Origin of the sequence: Rhodanobacter thiooxydans, assembly GCF_030291135.1 — a bacterium.
GTDB lineage: Bacteria > Pseudomonadota > Gammaproteobacteria > Xanthomonadales > Rhodanobacteraceae > Rhodanobacter > Rhodanobacter thiooxydans_A.
Genome location: NZ_CP127409.1, coordinates 352,579 through 376,973, shown reverse-complemented (window position 1 = coordinate 376,973; position 24,395 = coordinate 352,579). Strand labels below are relative to the sequence as shown.

Sequence of the window (24,395 nt, the reverse complement as noted above, 5' to 3'; positions counted from 1 at the left end):
CCCGCCATGCGCGAGATGTACCCCGAGATCGAGCCGTACCGTACCCACCGCCTCGCCGTGGATGCGATCCACACCCTGTACGTGGAAGAGTGCGGCAACCCCGCCGGCCTGCCGGTGGTGTTCCTGCATGGCGGCCCGGGCGCGGGGTTGTCGGCCTACCACCGCCGCTTCTTCGACCCGGCGCGCTACCGCATCGTGCTGTTCGACCAGCGCGGCGCCGGCCAGTCCACCCCGTTCGCCGAACTCACCGACAACACCACCTGGCACCTGGTTGCCGACATCGAGGCGATCCGCGAGCAGCTGGAGATCGAGCGCTGGGTGGTGTTCGGTGGCTCCTGGGGCTCGACCCTGGCGTTGGCCTACGCGCAGACGCACGCCGAGCGCGTGCTCGGCCTGGTGCTGCGCGGCATCTTCCTCGGCCGGCCGCAGGAACTGCGCTGGTTCAACGAGGTGGACGGCGGTGCGTCGCAGATCTTCCCCGAGCGCTGGGCGCGCTTCCTTGCCTTCATCCCCGAGGCCGAACGCAGCTCGATGCTGGACGCCTACTGGCGCCGCCTGACCAGCGACGACGAGGCGACCCGGCTCGCCGCGGCCAGGGCGTGGAGCGCGTGGGAAGGCGGCAGCACCACTTTGCTGCACCACCCCGACGCTGGCGGCGAGTTCGAGGACCCGCACAAGGCGGTCAGCCTGGCCGTGATGGAGGCGCACTACTTCCGCCACGCCATCTTCCTCGAAGCCGACCAGCTGTTGCGCGACATCGGGCGCATCCGCCACATCCACGCCATCATCGTGCACGGCCGCTACGACATCATCTGCCCGATGGCCAGCGCGTACGACCTCAGCCAGGCCTGGCCGGAAGCGCACCTGCAGGTGGTGCTGGCCGGCCACAGCGCGGCCGACTCGGCGATCGTGGACAAGCTGGTGGCGGCAACCGACCTGATGGCCGACCGCTACTGCTGAGTTCCCCCACCTTCACCGGCGCCGAGGAAACTCCATGCGCGTACTGGTCACCGGCGCCTACGGCTTCATCGGCGCACACATCGTCGCGGCGCTGGTCGCAGCTGGCCACGACGTGGTCTGCGCGGTGCGCGGCGCGCGCGTCGACACGCGCTTTCCCGGCCTCGCGGCGATCGCCTGCGACATGGCCCGCGACCTGCGCAGCGATGACTGGCTGCCCCGCCTCGCCGGCATCGAGGCGGTGGTCAACTGCGCGGGCATCCTGCGTGAGCGCGGCGCCGACACTTTCGCCGCCGTGCACGAGCAGGCGCCGCTGGCGCTGTTCCACGCCTGCGTGCAGGCCGGCGTGCGGCGGGTGATCCAGATCTCCGCGCTGGGCCACGCCGACGACGGTGCCTTCATCGCCTCCAAGCATCGCGGCGATGCCGCGCTGGCGGCACTGCCACTGGACTGGCTGGTGCTGCGTCCGTCGCTGGTCTACAGCGCGCGCGGCTCCTACGGCGGCAGTTCGCTGCTGCGCGCGATGGCCGGGTTGCCCGGCCTGCTGCCGCTGCCTGGCCGCGGCGGGCAGCCGCTGCAGCCGATCGCCGCCGAAGACGTCGGCGCGGCCGTGGTCGCCGCGCTGGCCCGGCCGCAGGTTGCCGGCGACGTGCTCGAACTGGTCGGCCCCGACGTGCTGGGCTTGCGCGACTACCTGCGGGCCTGGCGCCGCTGGCTGGGCTTCGGGCGCGCATACGCGCTGGCGGTGCCTGCGCCGCTGGTGCGGCTGGCCTGCGCGCTGGGCGAACAGCTGGGTCGCGGCCCGCTCGGCAACACCATGGCGCGCATGCTCGAGCGCGGCAACGTCGGCGCCGCCGGCGCCATCGACCGCCTGCGCGAACGCCTCGGCCTGGCGCCGCGATCGCTGCAGTGCGCGCTCGCCGAGGCGCCCAGCCAGGTGCAGGATCGCTGGCACGCGCGGCTGTATTTCGGCCTGCCGCTGTTGCGCGTGTCGATCGCCGTGCTCTGGCTCGGTTCCGGTGTGGTCGGCTGGCTGACCCCGCCGGCCGAGGTGGCGGTCGCCGCGCCCGGCAGTTCGCTTTCAGCCGGCAGCCTGCTCGCCCTGGCGCGCGCCACCGCCAGCATCGACCTGCTGCTGGGCGCGCTGTGCCTGCTGCGCTGGCGGCCGCGGTGGGTGCTTGGCGCGATGCTGGCGATGCTGCTCGGCTACACGCTCGGCATCGGCATCGCGTGGCCGGCGCACTGGCTGGATCCGTTCGGCGGCCTGCTGAAGAACCTGCCGCTGATCGCAGCGCTGGCGTTGCTGCTGGCGACGGAAGAACGCCGATGAGCGACGTCTACGCGCTGCTGAAAACGCTGCACATTCTGTCGTCCACGCTGCTGTTCGGCACCGGCCTGGGCACCGCTTTCTTCTTCTGGTTCACCCACCGCAGCGGCCAGCTTGCGGCGATCGCGGTCGCCGCACGACTGACCGTGCGTGCGGACTTCCTGTTCACCACGCCGGCGGTGATCGTGCAGCCGCTGTCCGGCTACCTGCTGATGCGACTGCTGGGCTTCGACTGGCACACGCCATGGCTGCAGGCTGCCATCGCGCTGTACCTGCTGGCCGGCGCCTGCTGGCTGCCGGTGCTGTGGCTGCAGTGGCGCGCACACCGACTTGCCGACGCCGCGTTGCGCGATGGCACCGCGCTGCCGCCAGCCTACCATCGCTGCATGCGCGTCTGGTTCGCGCTGGGCTGGCCCGCCTTTCTTGCGCTGATCGCCACCTTCTGGCTGATGGTGGCCAAGCCGCCTCTGTGGGGTTGAACCCCGCCCGCGGCCAGCCTGGCAAACGGCACGGCGGGCCGCTTGCGCGTGCGCGCATCAGGCCACCGGGGCCTGCTGCCCGGCGGCCACCCAGCGGCGGAAACCGGCGTCGTCTACCGGGCGGCTGATCAGGTAGCCCTGCAGGCCGTCGCAGCCCATCCGTTCCAGTGCATCGCGCTGGAACGCGGTTTCCACGCCCTCGGCCACCGCCATGATGCCCAGTCGGTGCGCCACGTCGACGATGAAACCCGCCAGTGGATTGCCGGCGTCGGCCTGCAGCTGGCTGACGAAGGCGCGGTCGATCTTGATGACGTCCAGCGGCAGGTGCTGCAGGTAGCTCAACGAGGAGTAGCCGACGCCGAAGTCGTCGAGCGCCAGCCGGAAGCCCGCGTCCGCGAGCTGCTGCAGCGTCGCCTGGGCGCCGTCGAAATCCTGCAGCAAGGCGCTCTCGGTCAATTCCAGGGTAAGCCGCGCCGGCGCAACGCCGGCCGCATGCACCTGCGCGACGAGCCGGGCGGCGTAATGCGGGTGGGCGAGTTGCCAGGCACTCACGTTGACCGCCAGGGACTTGCCGAAGGCCACGCCGTCGCGATCCCAGGCACGCAGGTGCGCGCAGGCCTCATCGACGACCCAGGCGCCGAGTGCGTGGATCAGCCCGGTTTCCTCGGCCAGCGGGATGAATTTGTCCGGCGCCACCTCGCCCAGCTGCGGGTGGTGCCAGCGCAGCAGCGCCTCGGCGCCCAGCAGCTCGCCTTCGGCGGTGATCTGCGGCTGGAAGTGCAGGGCAAACTGCGTGCCCATGCAGTCCTGCTCCAGCGCCGCGCGCAGGCCGCGCTCCAGGCGCAGGCGCCGGTCGGCCTCCTGCTGCATCGGCGGCAGGAACACCCGCACCGTGTTGCGGCCGGCCGCCTTGGCCCGGTACAGCGCGATGTCGGCGCGGCGCAGCAGCTCGGCCACGTCCTCCTCGCCAACGGGGTATACCGCCACGCCCACGCTGGCGCCAACCCCGAGCACACGCCGGCCATCCATCACCGGCTCGGACACCAGCGCGATCATGTCCTGCGCGATCCGTTCCGCACGTGCCTGCACGTCCGGCGGCGTGCGCTCGCGCAAGCCCAGCATCAACACGAACTCGTCCCCGCCCAGGCGTGCCAGCAGCGTGTCGGGCGGCGCGGCGGCGAGCAGGCGTTCGGCCATGGCCTGCAGCAGGCGATCGCCGACGTGATGGCCCAGGCCGTCGTTGATGGTCTTGAAGTTGTCCAGGTCGATCAGCAGCAAGGCGCCGCAGCCGCCACGGGCCAGCGCGTCGGCACGCGATTCGGCCAGCCGCTTCAGTGCACTGGCGCGATTGGGCAGGCCGGTCAGGCTGTCGTGGTAGGCGAGGTGGCGCAGGCTGTGCTCGGCGGCGCGGCGCGTGCCTTCCTCGATCTCCAGCTGCCGCCGGGCGTGTTCCAGTTGCGCCGTGCGCTGGCGCATCTGCGCGGCCAGCGACAAGCTCATCAGCAGCACGAAGGGTAGGAAGGCGAAGGCGTCCAGGTACGGAACCCGATAGCGGAGCAGGTCGACCACGATGTCGCCCCACAACAGGGCGGCGAATTGCACGACCAGGCAACCGCCCAGCAACACGGCGCGCAACGTATCGCCGCCGCGGTACTGCGCCCATGCACGGCCGAGCGCCCACAGGAAAACCGCATAGCTGGCCACATGGAATGCCAGGCCCCAGATCGAACCGGTGCCGGTGACGCGATACAGCCGCTCGCCCCAAGGCAGCACGATGGGCTGGTCGATCTCCAGTCGCGAGAAGAACAAGGTGGTCGGCGCCACCGCGTTGACCCACAGGAAAACCGCCGTCAGCAGGCCCATCGCCAGCAGCATGCGCCAGTGGGTACCGGCGCCGACATAGGCGCGGATGAACACCACCATGGGAACGAAGCTCGCGATCGCCGCCGTGATCATCCAGCGCACCGCTTCGGTGGCCGCCGCCAGCGTGTCGGCGCGAAGCAGCAGTACGTTGCCCAGCGCCAGCGCGGCAATGCACACACACAGCAGCGCGTAGGAAAGGTAGATGCCCTCGCCGCGCCGCCACAGGCCGATGACCACGAACTGCACGCCGGAGGCGAACGCGATGCCGGTGGTGGCGATCAAGGCTTCGATGAAATAGTCGATCACCGGTGGATCCGCGCCAATCAGCATGCATCCCCTCCCCCTGCTTCGAGCTGCCGACGCGTCGCCATCGATCATGGCGACATCCGTACCGCAAGCTTGCACCTTTCGCCGCCAAGAAAAAAGTTTCGCCCGGAATCGCCGCCGGCGCGCACGGGCCTTCCGTCACGGGCCAGCCGCGCCGTGCGATGGCATACTCGTCGCCTCCCCGCACCCGGAGTCGCTGCATGCGCCTGCTTCCCGTCCTTGCCCTCGGCAGCCTCATGCTGCCGCTGGCCGCTTACGCCAACGATCCCAATTCCTACGCCCAGCCCGACCAGGTGCGCGTGACACATCTGGACCTCGACCTCACGATCGACTTCCCGCACCAGCAGCTCGACGGCCAGGCCACGCTGAAACTGGACTGGAAGAACGCCAAGGCGCAGTCGCTGGTGCTGGACACGCGCGACCTGAAGATCGCCCGCGTCGAGGCGCTGGCCGCCGACGGCAAGGCCACCCCGCTGACCTACGCGCTGGCCCCGCGCGACAAGGTGCTGGGCAGCAAGCTGACCATCGCCGCGCCGAAGCATCCGGCACAGGTGCGCATCGTCTACACCACCTCGCCCGCGGCGTCCGGCCTGCAGTGGCTGACGCCGGCGCAGACCGCCGACAAGGAACTGCCCTTCATGTTCTCGCAGTCCGAATCCATCCACGCCCGTTCGTGGGTGCCGCTGCAGGACTCGCCGGCGATCCGCTTCACCTACGACGCCAACGTCAAGGCGCCGAAAGACGTGCGCGTGGTGATGAGCGCAATCAACGACGCGAAGCATCCGCTGGACGGCAAGTTCGCGTTCGACCAGCCGCACCCGATCCCGTCCTACTTGCTGGCGATCGCCGCCGGCGACCTCGCGGTGAAGGAGACCGGCCCGCGTTCGGCCGTCTACGCGGAACCGTCGGTGGTCGACAAGGCCGCACACGAGTTCGAGGACACCGAGAAGCTGATCGCCGCCACCGAAAAACTGTACGGCCCGTATGCCTGGGGCCGCTACGACATCCTGGTGTTGCCGCCGTCATTCCCGTTCGGCGGCATGGAAAACCCGAACATGACGTTCGCCACGCCGACCGTGCTGGTCGGCGACAAGAGCCTGGTCTCGCTGGTCTCGCACGAGCTGGCGCATTCCTGGTCGGGCAACCTGGTGACCAGCGCCGCGTGGCGCGATATCTGGCTCAACGAGGGTTTCACCACCTACGTGCAGGGCCGCATCACCGAGGCGGTGTACGGCAAGGCGCTGGCCGACGAAGAGGCGCTGCTGTCCGCCCGCGCGCTGCAGAAGAGCATCGGTGCGATGGCCGCCAACGCGCAGAAGCTGGCGCCCGATCCGCGCGGCGTCGGCGCCGACGATGCGCTGTCCGACGTGGCCTACGACAAGGGCTCGTGGTTCCTGCGCACGCTGGAGCAGCGCTTCGGCCGCGAACACTTCGACGCGTACCTGAAGGGCTACTTCCACCACTTCGCGTTCCAGAGCATCACCACCGAGCAGATGCTCGACTACCTGAAGCCGAACCTGATCGAGAAGTATCCCGGCAAGATGGGCTGGGACGAGGTGAAGGCCTGGGTCTACGGCGAAGGCATTCCGAAGGACGCGCCGCTGCCGGACTCACCGCGCTTCAACGCGATCGACCGCGAGCGCAGCGACTTCCTCGCCGGCTCGCTGGCTGCCGACAAGCTTGACACCAAGGGCTGGAACACGCAGGAATGGATGTACTTCCTCGACCGCCTGCCCGACGCGCCGCCGCTGGCGAAGATGCAGCAACTGGACGCCGCCTGGCATCTCACCGGCACGCCGAACGCGGAGATCGGCATGCGCTGGTACAGCCACGCGATCGCCGCCGGCGACAAGGCGGTGTGGAACGCCGCCGCCGAGCACATGACCCGCATCGGCCGCATCTACCTGACCACGCCGTTGTACAAGGCGCTGGTGAAGACCCCCGAAGGCCTGGCGTTTGCCGAGCAGGTCTACGCCAAGGCCAGGGCCGGCTACCACCCGCTGACCCAGCAGGTGGTCGAAGGGATCCTCGCCAAGGCAAAGAAAGCGAAGTAACCAGGCTCCTCCCCCTGCGCAGCAGGGGGAGGTTGGGATGGGGGTAGCTTTTGATCTTCGATCAAGATCAAGAGCACCCCACCCCAGCCCTCCCCTGCAAAGCAGGGGGAGGGAGTGACATCCGCAGACCTCACCAAGAAAACCCTCATGCCACCATCGACGAACAGCACCACCCCGCTCTGGAAACGCATGCTGCTGCGCCGGTTGAAATTCCTGGCGTGGCTGGTGGCGCTGCTGGCGATCGTGCTGGGTGGCAGCTACCTGTTTGCGCCGCAGTGGCTGCTGCAGGCGAACGTCACGCGCGAGGCGATGGCGGCGCACCTGGAGAAACATTCGGTGCAGGCCGGCGACACACACTGGGTCTACTACGAAGGCGGCCAGGGACCGACCATCGTGCTGCTGCACGGTTTCGACGCCGACAAGAGCGTGTGGCTGGAGACGGCGAAGCTGCTGACGCCGCATTTCCACCTGATCATCCCCGACCTGCCCGGCTGGGGCGATTCCTCGCGGGTGCCCGGCGCCAGCTACAACATCGACGCCCAGGCCGGGCGCCTCGACGCGTTCGTGCAGACCCTGCGCCTGCAGCGCTTCCTGCTGGTCGGCCACTCGATGGGCGGTGCGATCGCCGGCGTGTACGCCAGCGAACACCCCGAGCACGTGGCTGCTCTGGCGCTGGTCGACGCATTCGGCCTGAAGGGCAAGGAGAACACGTTCGACCGCGAGGCGCTGGCCGGCAGGAACCCGTTCGTGTACGACGACCGTGCCGGCTTCGAGCGGGCCAGCTTGCTGGCGTTCGAGAAGCCGCTCGACCTGCCCGGCCGCTTCGTCGACGTGTTCATCCAGCGCAACCAGCGCGACCGCGCCTTCATCGAGCGCAGCTTCGACGAATTGCGCGAGCCCGGACAATACCTTTCGGTGCAGAACCGGCTCGGCCAGCTGACCATGCCGGTGCTCGGCCTGTGGTGCCACGATGACAAGATCGTGGACATCTCCGCACTGGACAGCCTGCGCAACGGCCTGACCGCTGCCAGCGCGATCAGCACCAGCACCATCAACGGCTGCAATCACATGCCGATGCTGGAAAAGCCCGAACAGACCGCGCAGATCCTCACCGGCTTCGCGCTGTCGCACTGAGCCACGGCGCAAGCATCGCCGGTTGCTGAACGGATCCGCTCCTCCCTGGCCCATTATTGTGAATTGCGTGTGACACCGTGGGAGAATGCCGTGATGACGCCGCAGTCTGGCGTACCCATGCGCAGGAAGGCAGGACGGTGCAGCAAGTGATGAAGCGAAGTCCCTGGCGCATCTTCGTCGATGCGGTGATGCGGATGTCCGCCACCCGCACCAATTACTGGGCCGAGCTCGGCGTGGACATCGTGCTGTGCCTGTTGTTGCTGGTACTCGGCTGGCGCCGGCATGCAGGCGGCCCGCTGACTGCCCTGCTGGCGCTCGGCCTGGGCTTGTTCGCCTTCAGTTTCATCGAGTACTTCTTCCACCGCTGGATGTTCCACACGCGCATCCCGCTGTTCGCGCAGGGCCACGACCTGCATCACGCGCGGCCGCTGGGCTACGACTCGCTGCCGTTCTTCCTGCCGCCGGCGGTGCTGCTGGCGCTGGCTGGCGTGTTCGTGCTGCTCATGCCGACCGGCTTCGCCATGCTGCTGGCCAGCGCGATCACCTTCGGCTACATCGTCTACGGCCTGAGCCACTTCATCATCCACCACGTGCGCTTCAAGCAGCCGCTGCTGCGCCGCTGGGCCGGCGCCCATCACGTGCACCACTATCACCCCGAGAGCAACTTCGGGGTCACCTCGCCGCTGTGGGATGTGCTGCTGGGCACGAAGTACGTGCGCCAGCCGCGGAACCGCTGAGCCGGCCGCACGCGGGCGTCAGTCGGCCACGTCGTCGACCAGACGGTCGAGTTCCGCCTTGAGGATCGCGCCGTGCTGGCGCAGCCAGTCGCGCTGTTCGCGCCAGTCCGGAAACAGGTTCTCGACCTGCGCCCAGAACCGCGGTGAATGGTTGCGCACCTTGAGATGGCACAGCTCGTGCGCCAGCACGTAGCGCAGCGCCGCCGGCGGCGCCAGCGCCAGGGCGAGGTCCAGGTTGATGCGGTCGCGGGTGTCCAGGCTGCCCCACAGGCTTTTCATCGGACGGATGCGCAGCGAGGTCGGCGCCAGCCCCAGCTGCGGCACGTAGCCGGCCAGCCAGCGCGAGACGTCGCGGCGGATCAGCGTTTCCAGGTGCGAGGCGAGCAGCCCGCGGGCGATCGGCAGCGCACGCGTGTGCGGACGCGGGATCACCAGGGTGAGGCCGGCCGCGTGCGGCTCGATCTTCGGGTAGGTGCCCTCGGCCCAGTCCAGCTCGGCCGTCTCGCCGCGCAGCGGGAAACTGCACGGATAGCCCACGCGCAGCGGCGGCAGCGGCTCCACGATCAGGTTCAGCTCGTCGAGCTTCTGCTCCAGCCACTCGGCATGAACGCGCAGGAACGCACTGACCTGGGCCGGGTGGGTACCGAGTGGGTAGGTCACTCGCGCGCCCTGCGGCGTCACCGTGAGGCGCAGCCGGCGCGCGCGCGGATGGGCGGCCTTCAGCACCCGGATGATGCTGCCGCTCACCGTGGCCAGTTCCAGCCAATCGCCTTCCAGATGCTGCGCCATGATCCTGCCTGCTACTCGCCTGGCCCGTTCTGATCAAAGATGGGGATCCGCCGCCCGCAAGCGGCCGGACACCCAGTATGGCGCGCCGGACGTCGCGGCGGTATGGATTTTTCGTTCAGCTATCGGCCGGGCGCGGCAGGCCGAACCACTCCTCCAGCTTGCCCAGCAACCGCTCCAGTTCCAGCGTCAGCAGGGCGAAACCGGCGTCCAGCTCGGCGTGGGCGTCCTGCTGGCTGTCGCCCAGCTCGTCCATCACCACGTCCAGGAATTTCAGCTTGCGCACGATCAGGTCCTCGCCCAGCACGAAACTGATCCGCTCATCGAAGGTGAGACCAAGCATGAACACCTGCTTGCCGTTGCGCAGGTGCTCCTTGACCTCCTCGGCGTCCAGGTCCTGCCGGCGACAGCGGGCGATCGCCCCGGTAGCGGTGGCCGAGTCGCGCAGCTCGCATTCGTCGCCCAGGGCCAGGCCGGCCGGCAGGTTGCCGCTGGACAGCCAGTCGGTCATCAGCACGCGCGGGCCTTCCTCCGGCGCCAGCGGCACCGCCGGGAAGCTGCCCAGTGCCTCGCGGACTTGGCTCAGCGCGTTCTCGGCCGACTTGCGGCTGGAGGTGTCCAGCACCAGCCAGCCGTTTTTCCTGTCGACGTAGGCCGACATGCGCGAATTGCGCACGAAGGCGCGCGGCAGCAGTTCGGTCAGCAAATCCTCCTTGATCCGCTTGCGCTCGCGGCCGCCGACCTTGCGGCCTTCTTCCTCGGCGATCTTCTGCACCTTGCGCTGCAGCTCGTCGTTGATCACCGCGGCCGGCAGCAGTTTGTCCTCACCGCCCACGGTCAGCAGGGTGCAGTGCTTCACCGTGTGCGTGAGTGGCTCGCCTTCGCCGCGCCCGACCGGCGGCACGAAGCCCTTGGTGAACATTTCCAGCGGCCCGCACGGGCGCAGCCGGTGCTCGGCCAGTGCCTCGTCGAGGCGGTCAAGATCGGTGGCGACGGCGGGAGAAAAACGGAACAGCGTGAGGTTGCGAAAGAACATTCAGGATCCGGATGATGGTTGCCCGCAGGCAGGCATTTGTCTGCCCGTTCCCGGTGCGGGCCGGGGACGGGATGTTCGGCAAGGGGACAGTTCAGCGGCTGACCGCTGCCACGGCGGCGGCGACGGTGTCCAGGTTGGCCCGGTTCAGTGCCGCCACGCAGATGCGCCCGCTGTCGAGTGCGTAGATCGCATGCTCGTCGCGCAGCCGGTGCACCTGCGCCTTGCTCAGGCCGGAGTAGGAGAACATGCCGGCCTGGCGGTTGATGAAGCCGAAATTCGCGGCACCCAGCGCGGCCAGCTTGTCGACGAAACCGGCGCGCATCGCATGGATGCGCTCGCGCATGCCGCCCAGTTCCTGCTCCCAGCGTGCATGCAACTCCGTGCTGCCGAGCACGCCGGCGACCAGCGCAGCGCCGTGCGTGGACGGGCTGGAGTAGTTCGCGCGGATGGTCTGCTTGATCTTCGACAGCAGCCGCGCCACCTCGTCGCGGTCGGCACCGACCATCGACAGCGCGCCGACCCGCTCGCCGTACAGCGAGAACGACTTCGAGTACGAGTTGGCCACCACGAACGCCTCGATCCCCGACGACGCCAGCAGGCGCACGCCGGCGGCATCGGCATCGGCGCCCTGGGCGAAGCCCTGGTAGGCCATGTCGATGAACGGCAGCAGCCGGCGCTCCTTCAGCAGGTCGACCAGCTGCTGCCACTGCGCCGCATCCAGGTCGACTCCGGTCGGGTTGTGGCAGCACGCATGCAGCAGCACCACGGTACCGGGCTCCAGCCGGCCCAGGTCTTCCAGCATGCCGGCGAAGTCCAGGCCATGGTTGGCCGGGTCGTAGTAGCGGTACTCCAGCAGGACGAAGCCGGCAGTGCGGAACACGGCGTGGTGGTTGCCCCAGCTGGGGTTGCTGATGGCGATCTTCGCACCCGCCCCGGCCACCTGTTTCAGCAGGTCCGCCGCCACCCGCAGCGCGCCGCTGCCGCCGACGGTCTGCACGGTGGCGACGCGGCCGGCCGCCAGCAGCGGCGCCCCGGTGCCGAACACCAGCTGCTGGGTGAGCCGGTTGTACGCGGGCAGGCCGTCGATCGGCAGGTAACCGCGCGGCTTTGCCGCCGCGACCAGCGCCTGCTCCACCTCGCGCACGCTCGGCAGCAGCGGGATGCGGCCCTGCTCGTCGATGTAGATGCCCACGCCCAGGTTGATCTTGCCGGGGCGCGGATCGGCCAGGTAGGTTTCGGTAAGGCCAAGGATCGGATCGCCCGGGGCCATTTCAACGGAAGCAAAGAAGGACACGGCGGTTACTCGGTTCGGGTAGTGGGAGGGTGGAAGGTTCAAGCCTGCGCGGGCGCGGTCTCATCCGCTGCGTCGCCGGGCCAGGCAGGCGCCGCGGCAGCTGGCGCGCCGAAGCTGAAATCGAACAGCTGGCGATCGGCCAGATGCGAGGGTGACACATGGCCCAGCGCGCGGAAAATGTTCTCGCTGCGCCCGGGCTGCTGCTGTTCCCAGGCGGCCAGCATGCGCTGCACCGCCTGGCGCTGCAGGTTGTCCTGCGAACCGCACAGGTTGCACGGGATGATCGGGAACTGCCGCTGCGCCGCGTATTCGGCGATGTCGCTTTCGCGGCAATACGCCAGCGGGCGGATCACCACGTGGCGGCCGTCGTCCGAGCGCAGCTTTGGCGGCATCGCCTTCAGCTGCGCCTGGTAGAACAGGTTGAGGAAGAAGGTGGCGAGGATGTCGTCACGGTGATGGCCCAGCGCGATCTTGGTGATGCCGTTCGCCGCCGCCCAGGTGTACAGCGCGCCGCGGCGCAGCCGCGAGCACAGGCTGCACAGGGTCTTGCCGGCGGGGATCACCCGCGTCACCGTGCTGTAGGTGTCCTGCTCGATGATGTGGAACGGCACGCCGCGCGCGCCGAGGTAATCCGGCAATACATGCTCGGGAAAATCCGGCTGCTTCTGGTCCAGATTCACCGCGATCAGCTCGAAGCGCACCGGCGCCTTCGCCTGCAGCTGCAGCAGGAGGTCCAGCAAGGTGTGGGAATCCTTGCCGCCGGACAGGCACACCATCACCTTGTCGCCGTCCTCGATCATGCCGAAATCGCCGATTGCCTGGCCCACCTGGCGACGCAGGCGTCGGGCCAGCTTGCCGGCCTCGGCGGCAACGGATGGACGGAGAATGTCGAGCTGGGCGGACATGACGGCAATCGGACGGCGAAGACTTCCCATTGTAACGCCCAGGCAACCGGCTACTGCAGCGGAAAACGGCGCTAAACTAGAAGAACCGCCCCCGGCCACCGTCACTGCCATGCAGGTTCAGGATCACGCAGAAATCGTCCACCTGCTCGCCGAGTTGCGGATGGAACACCGCGACCTCGACGCAGCGATCGACCAGTTGGCCTCGGCGATCGGCCGCGACGAGCTACAGCTGACCCGGCTGAAGAAGCGCAAGCTGCTGCTGAAGGACAACATTGCCCGGCTCGAGAGCAAGCTGATCCCCGACCTCGACGCCTGAACACCGCACCGGACCACCCATGATCCCGTTCACCCCGATCCGCCTGCAGGACGATTACGTCGTGCTGGAACCGTTGAGCCTGGACCACGTGCCGGCACTGGAAGCCGCCGCTGGTGACGGCGAGCTGTGGAACCTCGCCGTCACCAGCGTGCCACCGCCGGGACAGGCAGGCGGCTACGTCGAGAAAGCGCTGCAGGGCCAGGCCGAAGGACACATGCTGCCGTTCGCCGTGCGCGAGGCCGGCAGCGGCGAGATCGTCGGCAGCACCCGCTATTACGAGATCGACGCCGCGCTGCCGCGCCTGGCCATCGGCTACACCTGGTACGCGAAGCGCTGGCAGAAAAGCCACCTCAACACCGCCTGCAAGCGCCTGCTGCTGGAACACGCGTTCGAGACGCTGGGCTGCGTGGCGGTGGCCTTCCACACCGACGAACTGAACGAGGATTCGCAGCGCGCGATCGAGCGCCTCGGCGCGCAGCGCGAAGGCGTGTTGCGCGCCCACAAGCACCGCACCGACGGCAGCCTGCGCAACACGGTTTGCTTCAGCATCCTCGCCGACGAATGGCCGAATGTGGCGAACTGGCTGGGCATGCGGCTGGATCGCCTCGCCGTGCGGTAGGGCGGTACCGCCCGCCGCTGTCGCCACGGCCTCCCGAAAAACAGCGGGCCGTAACCGCCCTACAGCAGACGATTGACCAGCCGGTCCAGCCGAACGCGGTTCAAGCGGCGCAGCAGCTTGCGCACCTCGGCCGGGTAGCGCCGCGGGCTTTCCAGCGCACGGTAATCGGCCAGCCGCGTGGCATGCCGGCGCAAGGCCGCCCACTCCGCCTCGTGCTTCGCCCGCAGCAGGTGCGCGGGATCGCGCAGGACCAGGCCGTTCTCCAGATCCAGCGACCACGCACGCGGGTTGAGGTTGTTGCCAGTCAGCACGGCCACGTCGTCGTCGATGAACAGGCCTTTCAGGTGGTAGCTGTTGTCGCCGTCGCGCCACAGGTGCAGGTTGAGCTGGCCGCTGTCGACCTGCCGGCGATGCGCCCGCACGAAGCGGCGCAGGTTGTTCTCGTACAGGTAGGGCAGCAGGCCGATGGTCTTGAACGGCTGCCCCGGCGGTATGTAGAAATCGTTCGCGCTCTTGTCGCCGACCATGATGTCGATGCGGCAGCCGCGCCGCAGCAGCTGGCCCAGCAGCACCCGCACCTGCCGCGGCAAATTGAAGTACGGGGTCAACACGATCAGGCGCTCGCGCGTGCCACGCAGCAGGTCCAGCAGCACCTCGTTCAGCGTGTTGTCGCTGCGGCCAAAGCCCAGCAGCGGCGTCACCGCGACCTCGCCACTGGCCAGCGTCGTCTGCGGCACGTCGTAGTTCAAGCGCTGCAGCTCCTGGCGGAATTCGCGGATTGCCGGCTGCAGCGATTTCGTGGACGGCACCTCAGCCACGTTCAGCCGCTGCACCGCATCGCTGCCGATGAAGTGCTGCTTGACGAACCCGGCCATCGCATCGGCCAACCCGCCATGTTGCAGCAGGTGGTAGCGGTCGAGCCGGTAGCGCCCGTGGCGCACCAGGTAGACGTCGTTGAGGCTGGCGCCGCTGTACAGCACGGCGTCGTCGATCACGAAGCCCTTCAGGTGCAGCACGCCGAACAGCTCGCGGTTCTGCACCGGCACGCCGTAGATGTCGACGCCCGGGCCGAGCCGCGCGGTGTACTCGCGGTACATGCCCGCATTGCCTTCGCTCTTCTGCTTGCCGATCAGGCCGCGTTGCGCGCGATGCCAGTCGACGAACACCGACACCTGCAACGCCGGCTGCCGCGCCTTAGCCGCATACAGCGCGTCGAGCACCTCGCGGCCGCCGTCGTCGTCCTGCAGGTACAGCGTCACGATCACGATGCGCCGGCTGGCCTGTGCGATCAGGCGCAGCAACTCCTGCCGGAACGCGGCCGGATCGGGCAGCACGCTGATCGCGTCGGCCGGCACCGCGAAGAACGGCAGTTCGGCGCCTGCGCGCGGCCTGCGCCGGAACGGCAACATGCGGCGCGCGAGACGGCCGGGTGCGGTGATCAACTTGTTCATGGCGACATCGGCAGACAACAGCGCGCATCATCGCAAACCGTGCGCGGTACGCCTACCGCCGCTGCTTATCGGCGGCGCGCGGGTGCACCTCGATGGTGGCGGTCATGCCGGCGGCGATCAGGGTGTCGTCCGGCAGGTGGCGGGTGTCGATCGCGATACGTACCGGCACGCGCTGGGCCAGCCGCACCCAGTTGAAGGTGGGGTTGACGTCGGCCAGCAGGTCGTTGCCGGTGGGGTTGTCGCGGTCGGTGATGCCGCGTGCGATGCCGGTGATGGTGCCCTTCAGCTTCACGCCACCGGCCATCAGGCGGATGTCGACCGGGTCACCCACGTGCAGCTGCGGCAGCTTGGTTTCCTCGAAGTAGCCGTACAGGTAGTAGCTGTGGCTGTCGATCAGGGCGAGCCGCGGCGTGCCGGTAGCCGCGTAATCGCCGACACGGATGTCGAGGTTGGTGACGTAGCCATCCACCGGTGCGCGTACCGCGGTGCGCTGCAGATCGAGTTTCGCCTGATCCAGCGACACCTGCGCCTGCTCCACGGCAGCCTGCGCCTGTTCGCGCACTGCCGAGGCCTGCTCGCCGCCCGCCCGGGCCTGCGCCCAGGTGGCGCGGGCGGAATTCGCCGTGGCCGCCGCGTCACTGCGCACTTCCCTGGCGACGACGTCACCGAGTTGCTGGCGACGCGTGGCTTCCTCCTGGCGCATGTCGTACTCGGCCTTGCGTGCGGCGGCACTGGCCAGCGCCGCGCCGATGTTGGCGCCGGCGGCGCGCGCACTCGCCTCGGCGGCATCCAGGTTGGCCTGTGCCTGGTCGACCGCATAGCGGAAGCGCGCGGTATCAATGATGAACAGCAGGTCGCCCTTGTGCACCAGCTGGTTGTCGGCCACGGCCACGCTCGTGACCAGGCCGGAGACATCCGGCGCGACCCGCACCACGTCCGCACGCACGCGGCCGTCGCGGGTCCACGGCGAGTACAGGTAGTGCGTCCACAGGGCATGGCCGAGCAGCGCTGCGACGACGACGACAACGCTGGTGAGGGCAAGACGCAGCAGCAGGGGTTTGTTGTTCATAAGATGGACTCAGTGGATCAGCAGCAGCCCGGCGGCGCCGAACAGGCAGACAAACAGCGCCAGCCGCACCAGCGACGGATGCAGCACGTAGCGATACAGGCCGAGCCGGCCGATCGCCGTGTCGAGCAGCCACATCAGCGGCAGGCAGCCGAGGAAGATGACCACCAGGCCGGGGACCAGGGCTCCGCCGATCGAGATTTCATGAGGCATGGACAGGCTCCTCCGCCGCCGGCATGTACGGCGCCAGCGCCGACTCATCGTCGCGCAGCACGCTGCGCAGTCGATGCAGGTGCAGCAGCACGCGGCGGCTGCCGGCCTGCGCGGCGAACGGGCCGCCGGCGATCCCGGCGAGCGCCTCGGTGACCGCCAGCTCCGCGCGCTGCCAGTTCGCCGCGTCCGGCATGTCGAACAATTGCGCCACGGCCAGCACGGCCTGTTGCACGTGCTGTTCCACGGCACCTGGCAGCTGGCTGCCGGCCATGTCCTGGCGCAGCTCGATCAGGCCGCGGCCGCACTCGTGCACGGTCAGCGCCCACGCCAGCAGGTCGCGCGATTCGCGGCTGTCCGGCCGGGTATGCGTCACCACCTGCAGGAACAGGTCGCGATTGACGCTCTCGAACGCATGCAAAAGCCCCGTCAGCGGCGCACTGGCGGCCAGCACCACCTGCCGGCGCAGCTGGCGCATCTGGCGCTCGCGCTGCCAGCCGGTACCGGTGACCGCAGGGAGCACCATGAAAGCCACCGCACACAGCGCGAACCCGGCCAGTTGTGCCATCGCCTCGTTGATGAACGAGGCCGGGTCGTAATTCATCCGGTTGGTCAGCAACATGCTGGCGACGAAACCGATGCCATAGCCCACGCCCATGGTGGAGATGGCCGTTTGCGCCTGCACGTAGAAGCCAAGGATCAGGAACGGCAGCGTGGCCGCGACGAACATGACATAGCCATCGCTGCTCGGCAGCAGGCCGAAGGTGACGAGGAAAGCCATCGCCATGCCCGTGCCCTGGGCGAACAACGTACGGAAGGCCACCGTCACCGGGTTCGGCGCCATCGCCAGCAGGCCGGCAAAGATGGTGGCGATCAGCATCGCGCTGGCACCGTGCGGCCAGCCGCTGGCCAGCCAGAATGCGCTCAGCGTGATCATCGTCAGGAAGGTGCGCAGTACCGCCAGGCCGGCGCCGGCGTAATCGTTGCCGCGGCGGAACTGCACCCGTTCGACATTGCCGCGCAGGCGCTTCGCGCGCAGCGAGTTTTCCACCAGGGTGAAGTCGTGCAGCTCGTCGGCGAAACGCCGCAGCAGGATTGCGCCGGTGTCGAAATCGATCCGCGCCGGCTCCGGCAACGCGGCGCGCAACTGCTGCGCCAGCACCGGCAGGCTCTGCTCGCAGGCATGCAGTCGCGGCGCCAACACGGCCGGGTCGTGCTGCTGCGCCGGCGGCGGCGACAGTGCTGCGCCGATCGGCTGGTACAGCGAGATCAGCGCAGCGGCAGCATCGCCGCGGCCGCTGCGCTGCAGCCGGTTGATCAGGTGGTGCACCGACTGGAAGGTGGTGGTGGCCGACATGTAGAACTGGTTGATCAGGCGCATGCGACTGCTGCGTGCGCGCGCCTCGGGATCCTCGAAGATCACCGCGGCGCGCAGGTTTTCCAGCTGCACCGCGCCGCGCACGAAATGCAGGTAGGCCTGCTCCATCTCGGCACGGGCGATCGCGCCACCGGTGCTGTTGCGGGCAAAGTCGAGGAAGTGGCTGAACTGCTCGCGCGCACTGCGCCGCAGCACCTCGCGCAGGCGGCCCGGCAGGACCAGGTCGCTGACCGCGCCGGCGACGACCACGCCCAGCAGCACCTCGCTCACCCGCATCACCGCCGAATCGAACACGTCGAGCGGGTTGGCGACCGCCGGCATGGTCACGATCGCCGCGCTGTAGCCGGCCAGCACGAAACCGTAGGACATGAAGTTGCGGTACAGCGTGGCGCCGCCGGCGCACAACGCCACCCACAGCGACAGCGACAGCAGGAACAGCACGCGCTGCTGCGGGAACAGCGCCAGCAGCAGCACGCCGAACACGCTGCCGGCCAGCGTGCCGATCGCACGGTAGAAGCTCTTGGCCAGCACCATGCCGCTCTGCGGATGCATCAGCAGCACCACCGTGATCATCGTGGTCGAGGGCTTCTCCAGTTGCAGCCACATCGCCAGCCAGGTGGCCGCGTACAGTGCCAGCGCGGCCTTGAGCACGAAGATCCACGCATGGCCCTCGCCAGCGAGAACGTCGGCCAGCCACGGCCAGCGCGACAGCCGCGGCATGGATTCGATGGCGGAGGCGGACATGTTTCAGCCCTGTCCGAGATGGTCCAGGAATTTCTTCAGCAGCTTTTCCAGCTGAACCGACTCGCGCGGCGACAGGCCCGCGCCCTGCCGCTCCAGCAGGGCGCAGACCCCGGGCAGGAAACTCTCGACCAGCGCCACGCCTGCCCGGGTCAGGGTGAAGGTGACCTTGCGCCGGTCCTCGCTGCTGCCGTCGCGCGCGATCAGCCCCTTGTCGCACAGCTCATTGCCCAGCCGCGTGATGTTCGCGGATTTTTCGCCCGCCGCCTCGGCCAGCTGCGAGGGATGCAACGCGTACCCCTCGGTGCCGTACAGCATCATCAGCAGGTTGTATTCCGGGTGATTGATGCCCCACGGCTTGAGCAGGGCATTGGCGTCGTCGTGCAACTGCTTGTAGATGTGCTTGACCAGCCGCACCAGCACCGCCGGTTCGCGCGGAAACGCCGGATACCGCCGGCGGGTGACCGCCAGCCGCTGCTCGGTGGGAACGAAGCTGCTCACGGAGATACCCAATTACCTGTCATGTATTTTATACATATATGTAATATCAATATGTGCATATTATGCCGAGTCCCGCCGCCAGGCAAGCACCCGCCATGCAGGCATGAAAAAAGGCGCCCGCGGGCGCCTTTCGATGATCGGACGAGAACTGCTCAGCCGCCGTGAACGGGGAACGTCTGCGTTTGCCCCGGAGTCGAGCCGGATCGGGTCGGCGCACTGGTCGGCGTGGGCCGGCTGGCGCCGCACTGATAGGCGCCCCACGGCTGCGAGCCGTCGGTCGGCTCGGCCAGCGGCTTGATGGTGTCGGCGTGCATCTTGGCAGCCTCGTTGCGGGCCAGCACTTCCAGCTCGTCGCGCACCTTGATGTCGTTGCGGTCGACCGGGCCGACGCGGTCCATCACCGAGACGGTGACCTTGCCCAGCTCGTGGCAGGAGGAGACGTCGCCGCTCCAGGCCGTGCGCACGTTCTTGGCGGCATCGTCGAGCGTGATGCCCCAGCTGCAGGCGCCGAGCAGGAGGACGGGGACGAGCAACAGCAGGGTCTTGCGCATGGGTGGCTCCGCGACGGTGGCTTGGACATGAAAGAGGCCGGGCATGGCCGGCCCGGCCTCCATCCTAGCGCGGGGACGGCGGCGCGTCCCCCAACCGATCCACAACGCGTGGTGCCGGCGCATGCCGGCACCGCACCTGGGCTCACTTCACCGGCTTGCCGTCGGCGTCGAGCACCTGCACCTCGCCGAGCTTCAGCGCGCGGATCGGCGCCTCGATCTTCTTGAGGTCGCCGACGATCACCCAAGTGAGCTGGTCCGGGTGGATGATCTCCTTCGCCGCCGCTTCCACCGAGGCATCGGTCTGTGCCTCGATGCGCGACTTCAGGGTCTGCACGTAATCATCCGGCCGGTGGTATAACGCAATGCCCTGCAGCGCGCCCATCACCGCCGCGGTGGTCTGGTAGCTGCCCGGCATGCTGCGCACGTCGCCGACCTTGATCTTGCCGATCTCCTGCGCGGTCAGCGGCTGCCCGCCGATCACGCCCTTCGCCTCCTTCAGCATCTCGGCCACCGACGGTGCGGTCTTGTCGGTCTGCACCGGCGCGTACAGCATGAACGGGCGCTGGCCTACCGCGTTCTGCAGGAAGCTGAAGGCGCCGTAGGCCCAGTGCTTGTCCTCGCGCAGGTTCATGTTGAGGCGCGAGGTGAAGGTGCCGCCGAAGGCACCGTTCATGGTCTGGATCTCCAGGTTGTTCGGCGCCTCGGTCGACGGCGCCAGGCTGCCGGCGAGGATCAGGCTCTGCTGCGCGCCGGGGCGGTCGACCAGGTACACGCGCACCTGCGATGGTGGCGCGACCTTGCCGATGTTCTTCGCCGGCACCTTGCTGGCTGGCGCTTTCCAGTTGCCGAACGCGGCATTCAACTGCGGGATGATCTTGTCCAGCGTGGTGTCGCCGGCGACCAGGATCTGCATGTTGTCCGGGCGGATGAAATCGCCCACGAACGCGCGCATGTCGGCGGCGCTCAGCGACTTGATCGAGGCCTCGGTGCCGGTGCCGGTGAACGGGATCGCGTAGGCGTGGCCCTTGCCGTACAGCAGCGGCGGCAGGGTGCGCAGCGCGATGCCGATCGGCTGGCTCTTCTCCTGGGCGATGCCGGCCAGCCACTGGCCGCGCAGGCGGCTGATATCGGTCTCGCGGAACGCCGGGTTGCGCACGATGTCGGCGAACAGGTCGAGCGACGGCTTCAGCTGGTCGTCCAGCGCGTTCAGCGTGGCGTTGCAGTAATCCAGTCCGCAACCGCTGGCGATGATCGCACCGAGGCGTTGCTTGCGCTTGGCGATCTCGACCGAGTCGAGTTCCTTGCTGCCCTCGTCCAGCATCGCCATGGTGAAGCTGGAGGTGCCCAGCTTGCGGCCCTGGTCGGCGGCGTAGCCGGCGTCGAACAGCAGTTGCAGCTGCACCGCCGGCACCGTATGGCGCTCGGCCAGGATCACCTCGATGCCGTTGTCCAGTTTGCCGCGCTGCAGGGCGGGGAAGCTGAGGTCGGGGAACGTGCCGACCGCGGGCACGCCCTTGCTGCGGTCGACATCGCTCTTGACGGTACGGTAGTCGCCCTTCGCCGACAGCACCGGCGCCGGCGCGCCGCTGGCCGCGGCGCGGCCAGCCACGGTGGCCATGTCGGTGTCCTCGACCTTGCCCGGCAGCACGGTCAGCGTGTAGTCGCCCTTGGCGACCCACTGGTTCGCCACCGCGGCGACGTCGGTCGGCGTGGCCGCCATGAGTTCCTTGAAGTCCTTCAGGTAGGCGCCCGGATCGTTGCGGTACAGCTGGCCCTGGGCCAGGATCGAGGCCTGCGTGTTGACCTTCTCCAGTCCGCGCACGAACGACGCGCGGGTTTCCGTCTTGACCCGCGCCAGCTCGTCGGCGGTCGGGCCGTCCTTCAGGAATTTCCGCCACTCGTCGGCGATCGCCGCCTCGACCCTGGCCGGGTCGGCGCCCTTCTTCACGTCCACCTGCAGGTTGAACAGGCTGGCCAGCACGTGCTGCTCGACGTCGACCGAAACGCTGTCGGCCAGCTTGTCCTGGTAGACCAGCCGCTGATACAGCCGCGAGGTCTTGCTGCCGCCTAGCACCGCGGCAGCCAGCTCCAACAGGTTCTCGTCGCGGCTGCCGCGGCCGGGCACGTTCCACTCGCGGTAGATGCGCACCTGCGCCACGTTGTCGGTCATCGTGCCGCGGGTGGACTGCGTGCGCGGCGCCACCCACGGCTGCGGCCGCGGCACCTGCGGGCCGGCGGCGATGTCGCCGAAGTACTTCAGCATCTTCTCCTTCGCCAGCGCCGGCGTGATGTCGCCGGACAGCACCACCACCGTGTTGGCGGCGCCGTAGTAATCCTTGAACCACTGCTTCACGTCGCCCAGCGAGGCGGCGTTCAAGTCCGCCATCGAGCCGATGGTGTCGTGGTGATAGGGGTGGTTGGCCGGGAATGCCTCAGCCTGGATCAGCTCGCTGGCGCGGCCATACGGCTGGTTCTCGCCCTGGCGTTTCTCGTTCTGCACCACGCCGCGCTGCTCGTCCAGCTGCGGCTGGCCGATCGCGCCGAGCAGGTGGCCCATGCGGTCCGATTCCATCCACAGCGCCATGTCCAGCGCACTGGTGGGCACGGTTTCGAAATAGTTGGTGCGGTCGAGCCAGGTGGTGCCGTTCTGGTCGGTGGCGCCGGCCAGCTCGAACGGCTTGAAGAATTCGTCCTTGTGATTCTCCGAACCCTGGAACATCAGGTGCTCGAACAGGTGCGCGAAACCGGTCTTGCCCTTCGGCTCATAGGAGGAGCCGACGTGGTACCACACGCTCACCGCCACCACCGGCGCCTTGTGGTCCTCGTGCACCACCACGGTCAGCCCGTTCGGCAGGGTGAAGCGGGTCCAGGCGAGTTCGGGGATCTGCTGCGCCTGCGTCGTCGCGGCCGCGGTGGCGGCATCCGGGGCGGCCAGTGCCAGCGGCATCCCGCCGGTCAGGGTAAGCAGGCCGGCGATAAGCAGGGCGAGTGGTTTCTTTGTCACGGTGAACCTCCTGTTTCACGGATAAGTCCACGCAGGCTAGCGACGCCCTGCGGGCATCGCAAATGACTTGTGGCACGGTCGCGGCCGGCCTGTCCGGCTGTCCGGCGGCGGGCGGACAGCTGTCCGCGGACAATGCCGCAGCTGCCAAGCTCACTTGCTTATCATTTATAAATCAATGATTTGAATACATAGCAGCGCTTGGCACGGGGATTGCTGATACGGGAAGGCAGGAACTTCACTTCATTCATCGGAGACATGACCATGAAATTCGAGACCTTGATGCTGCGCGGCCTGTTCATCGCCTGCCTGGCGGTCTGCGGCCTGATCCTTGGCGCGATGGTGACGACCACGCCGGCCTCTGTGCAGCTCGCCGCCAACAGCACCATCGGCGCCATCCTGCTGGCCGCGCCAACCAGCTGCGCATTGCCACCGGACGGCGTGGTCTGCCCGCAGTTCGGCGGCTGAGCATTCGACGCAGATCGGCACTGACACGCGATAATGGCCGGATGCTGCATGTCATCCTGTTCCGTCCCGAGATCCCGCCGAATACCGGCAATGTGATTCGCCTGTGCGCGAACACCGGCGCTGCGCTGCACCTGATCCGGCCGCTCGGCTTCCAGCTCGACGATGCCCGGCTGCGGCGCGCCGGGCTGGACTACCACGAGTACGCCAGCGTCGCGGTGCATGACGACCTGGCCAGCTGCCTCGACGCGATCGGCACGCCGCGGGTGTACGCCTTCACCACCCGCGGCCGCGTCGCCCACGTCGACGCCCGCTTCGCCGATGGCGACGCGCTGCTGTTCGGCTGCGAGACCGCAGGGTTGCCGGGCGAGGTGCTGGAAACGATTCCCGCCGAGCAACGCCTGCGCCTGCCGATGTGCCCGGACAGCCGCAGCCTGAACCTGTCCAACAGTGTCGCCGTGGCCGTCTACGAAGCCTGGCGCCAGCTGGGTTTCCCCGGCGCCGCGGACGTCTGAGCCCGGCCGGCGGGCTACAATCGCCGGATGAACGCCGCCACTCCCAACTCCTGGTTGCCGCAACCGCTGCGCAAGCTCGCCGGCCGTGCGCTGGAAGCCGCGCTGAACCACACCTTGTCGCTGGACCCGGACACGCAGCAGAAGCTGGCCGCGTTGAACGGCCGCAGCGTGCAACTGCATCTGCGCGGACCGGAGCTGGCGCTGGCCGTCATCGTCGACGAGGCGCGCCTGAAAGTCGGCCCGCCGCAAGACGACAGCCAGCTGCGGGTCGCCGCCACCCCGGGCAGCCTGCTGGCCATGATGTTCCGCCGCGACGACGACGGCATCGCGCCGGGCAAGGTGGAGATCGCCGGCGACGCCGAACTGGCGCGCCGACTGGAAAAACTGGCCGGCAAGTTCGCCCCCGATTTCGAGGAAGCGTTCGCGCGCACGTTCGGTGACGTGCTCGGCGTGCCGCTGGCGAAAGCCGTGCGCAACGGCCTCGCCCACGCCCACGAAACCGCCAGCCATCTCACCGAGGACAGCGCCGACTGGCTGCGCGACGAGGCTCGCGTGGCGATGGCGCCAGGCGAGGTCGAAGGGTTCCTCGACGGCGTGGACGACGTGCGCGAGCGCAGCGAGCGGCTGGAATCACGCATCCAGCGGCTGATGCGACGCCTGCCGGGCAACGCCGCGTGACGCC

General features: G+C 68.4%; 23 protein-coding genes. 11 read left to right on the top strand and 12 right to left on the bottom strand.

Going from position 1 to position 24,395, the window contains the following annotated elements; all coding sequences use genetic code 11:
- The first annotated feature begins 6 nt into the window (after positions 1-6).
- Genes pip through QQA13_RS01550 form a run of 3 tightly spaced genes read left to right on the top strand, consistent with a single transcriptional unit; the run spans position 7 to position 2,763 of the window.
- The gene (gene pip, locus QQA13_RS01560; protein WP_108472026.1) at positions 7-960 is read left to right on the top strand and encodes a prolyl aminopeptidase; all 954 of its coding nucleotides are present in this window, start codon (positions 7-9) and stop codon (positions 958-960) included.
- A 34-nt stretch (positions 961-994) separates the two neighbouring features.
- Positions 995-2,287, top strand: a complete 1,293-nt coding sequence (locus QQA13_RS01555; protein WP_108472027.1) for an SDR family oxidoreductase — start codon at positions 995-997, stop codon at positions 2,285-2,287.
- Positions 2,284-2,763: a DUF2269 family protein gene (locus QQA13_RS01550; RefSeq protein ID WP_108472028.1), complete on the top strand. Its 480-nt coding sequence runs from the start codon at positions 2,284-2,286 to the stop codon at positions 2,761-2,763. Before QQA13_RS01555 ends, QQA13_RS01550 begins: the two co-directional genes overlap by 4 nt.
- Positions 2,764-2,820: 57 nt before the next feature.
- On the opposite strand, the gene QQA13_RS01545 is transcribed toward QQA13_RS01550, so the two are convergent.
- Positions 2,821-4,956, bottom strand: coding sequence for a putative bifunctional diguanylate cyclase/phosphodiesterase (locus QQA13_RS01545; protein ID WP_234411340.1), 2,136 nt, complete (start codon positions 4,954-4,956; stop codon positions 2,821-2,823).
- A gap of 197 nt (positions 4,957-5,153) precedes the next feature.
- Between QQA13_RS01545 and QQA13_RS01540 the strand changes: the two genes are divergently transcribed.
- The 3 genes from QQA13_RS01540 to QQA13_RS01530 all read left to right on the top strand — a co-directional run bounded on the left by QQA13_RS01540 (position 5,154) and on the right by QQA13_RS01530 (position 8,878).
- On the top strand, positions 5,154-7,007 hold the full coding sequence (locus tag QQA13_RS01540; protein ID WP_108472030.1) for a M1 family metallopeptidase: 1,854 nt from the start codon (positions 5,154-5,156) through the stop codon (positions 7,005-7,007).
- 189 nt (positions 7,008-7,196) lie between these two features.
- The gene (locus QQA13_RS01535; protein WP_108472031.1) at positions 7,197-8,141 is read left to right on the top strand and encodes an alpha/beta fold hydrolase; all 945 of its coding nucleotides are present in this window, start codon (positions 7,197-7,199) and stop codon (positions 8,139-8,141) included.
- 149 nt (positions 8,142-8,290) lie between these two features.
- Complete coding sequence (locus QQA13_RS01530; protein ID WP_108472032.1) at positions 8,291-8,878, top strand: sterol desaturase family protein; 588 nt, start codon at positions 8,291-8,293, stop codon at positions 8,876-8,878.
- 18 nt (positions 8,879-8,896) lie between these two features.
- On the opposite strand, the gene QQA13_RS01525 is transcribed toward QQA13_RS01530, so the two are convergent.
- The 4 genes from QQA13_RS01525 to ttcA form a co-directional block, all read right to left on the bottom strand.
- Complete coding sequence (locus QQA13_RS01525) at positions 8,897-9,667, bottom strand: M48 family metallopeptidase (protein WP_108472033.1); 771 nt, start codon at positions 9,665-9,667, stop codon at positions 8,897-8,899.
- Positions 9,668-9,782: 115 nt separating this feature from the next.
- On the bottom strand, positions 9,783-10,700 hold the full coding sequence (locus QQA13_RS01520; RefSeq protein WP_108472034.1) for a recombination-associated protein RdgC: 918 nt from the start codon (positions 10,698-10,700) through the stop codon (positions 9,783-9,785).
- A 91-nt stretch (positions 10,701-10,791) separates the two neighbouring features.
- On the bottom strand, positions 10,792-11,994 hold the full coding sequence (locus QQA13_RS01515; protein WP_108472035.1) for an aromatic amino acid transaminase: 1,203 nt from the start codon (positions 11,992-11,994) through the stop codon (positions 10,792-10,794).
- A 38-nt stretch (positions 11,995-12,032) separates the two neighbouring features.
- Complete coding sequence (ttcA, locus tag QQA13_RS01510; RefSeq protein ID WP_108472036.1) at positions 12,033-12,899, bottom strand: tRNA 2-thiocytidine(32) synthetase TtcA; 867 nt, start codon at positions 12,897-12,899, stop codon at positions 12,033-12,035.
- A 109-nt stretch (positions 12,900-13,008) separates the two neighbouring features.
- On the opposite strand from ttcA, the gene QQA13_RS01505 reads away from it, so the two are divergent.
- Together QQA13_RS01505 and QQA13_RS01500 are read left to right on the top strand one after the other, a co-directional pair.
- Positions 13,009-13,215 (top strand): YdcH family protein, encoded by a 207-nt coding sequence (locus QQA13_RS01505; RefSeq protein WP_007513695.1) that lies wholly within the window; start codon positions 13,009-13,011, stop codon positions 13,213-13,215.
- A gap of 19 nt (positions 13,216-13,234) precedes the next feature.
- Positions 13,235-13,834 carry a GNAT family N-acetyltransferase gene (locus tag QQA13_RS01500; protein WP_108472037.1) on the top strand — a complete coding sequence of 200 codons (600 nt, stop codon included), beginning with the start codon at positions 13,235-13,237 and terminating at the stop codon, positions 13,832-13,834.
- 59 nt (positions 13,835-13,893) lie between these two features.
- Here QQA13_RS01500 and pssA read toward each other — a convergent pair whose 3' ends face one another.
- The 7 genes from pssA to QQA13_RS01465 form a co-directional block, all read right to left on the bottom strand.
- Entirely contained in the window at positions 13,894-15,285 is a 1,392-nt protein-coding gene (gene pssA, locus QQA13_RS01495; protein WP_108472038.1) for a CDP-diacylglycerol--serine O-phosphatidyltransferase, read from the bottom strand.
- A 52-nt stretch (positions 15,286-15,337) separates the two neighbouring features.
- Positions 15,338-16,354: a biotin/lipoyl-binding protein gene (locus QQA13_RS01490; protein ID WP_108472039.1), complete on the bottom strand. Its 1,017-nt coding sequence runs from the start codon at positions 16,352-16,354 to the stop codon at positions 15,338-15,340.
- A 9-nt stretch (positions 16,355-16,363) separates the two neighbouring features.
- Entirely contained in the window at positions 16,364-16,564 is a 201-nt protein-coding gene (locus QQA13_RS01485; RefSeq protein ID WP_199909843.1) for a DUF1656 domain-containing protein, read from the bottom strand.
- The gene (locus QQA13_RS01480) at positions 16,554-18,683 is read right to left on the bottom strand and encodes an FUSC family protein (protein ID WP_108472040.1); all 2,130 of its coding nucleotides are present in this window, start codon (positions 18,681-18,683) and stop codon (positions 16,554-16,556) included. The genes QQA13_RS01485 and QQA13_RS01480 overlap by 11 nt, the downstream gene beginning before the upstream one ends.
- Positions 18,684-18,686: 3 nt before the next feature.
- A complete protein-coding gene (locus QQA13_RS01475; protein ID WP_108472041.1) occupies positions 18,687-19,181 on the bottom strand; it encodes a MarR family transcriptional regulator in 495 nt (164 codons plus the stop codon).
- 152 nt (positions 19,182-19,333) lie between these two features.
- Positions 19,334-19,732 (bottom strand): DUF4156 domain-containing protein, encoded by a 399-nt coding sequence (locus QQA13_RS01470; RefSeq protein ID WP_108472042.1) that lies wholly within the window; start codon positions 19,730-19,732, stop codon positions 19,334-19,336.
- Between the two features lie 142 nt (positions 19,733-19,874).
- Entirely contained in the window at positions 19,875-22,736 is a 2,862-nt protein-coding gene (locus QQA13_RS01465; protein ID WP_108472043.1) for a M16 family metallopeptidase, read from the bottom strand.
- 261 nt (positions 22,737-22,997) lie between these two features.
- Here QQA13_RS01465 and QQA13_RS01460 point away from each other — a divergent pair, with 261 nt between their 5' ends.
- From QQA13_RS01460 to QQA13_RS01450, 3 genes are read left to right on the top strand one after another with little or no spacing between them, the layout of a single operon-like run.
- Entirely contained in the window at positions 22,998-23,201 is a 204-nt protein-coding gene (locus tag QQA13_RS01460) for a hypothetical protein (RefSeq protein WP_108472256.1), read from the top strand.
- 41 nt (positions 23,202-23,242) lie between these two features.
- Positions 23,243-23,713, top strand: a complete 471-nt coding sequence (trmL, locus tag QQA13_RS01455; protein ID WP_108472044.1) for a tRNA (uridine(34)/cytosine(34)/5-carboxymethylaminomethyluridine(34)-2'-O)-methyltransferase TrmL — start codon at positions 23,243-23,245, stop codon at positions 23,711-23,713.
- A 27-nt stretch (positions 23,714-23,740) separates the two neighbouring features.
- Complete coding sequence (locus QQA13_RS01450; protein WP_108472045.1) at positions 23,741-24,391, top strand: ubiquinone biosynthesis accessory factor UbiJ; 651 nt, start codon at positions 23,741-23,743, stop codon at positions 24,389-24,391.
- Positions 24,392-24,395: the final 4 nt, after the last annotated feature.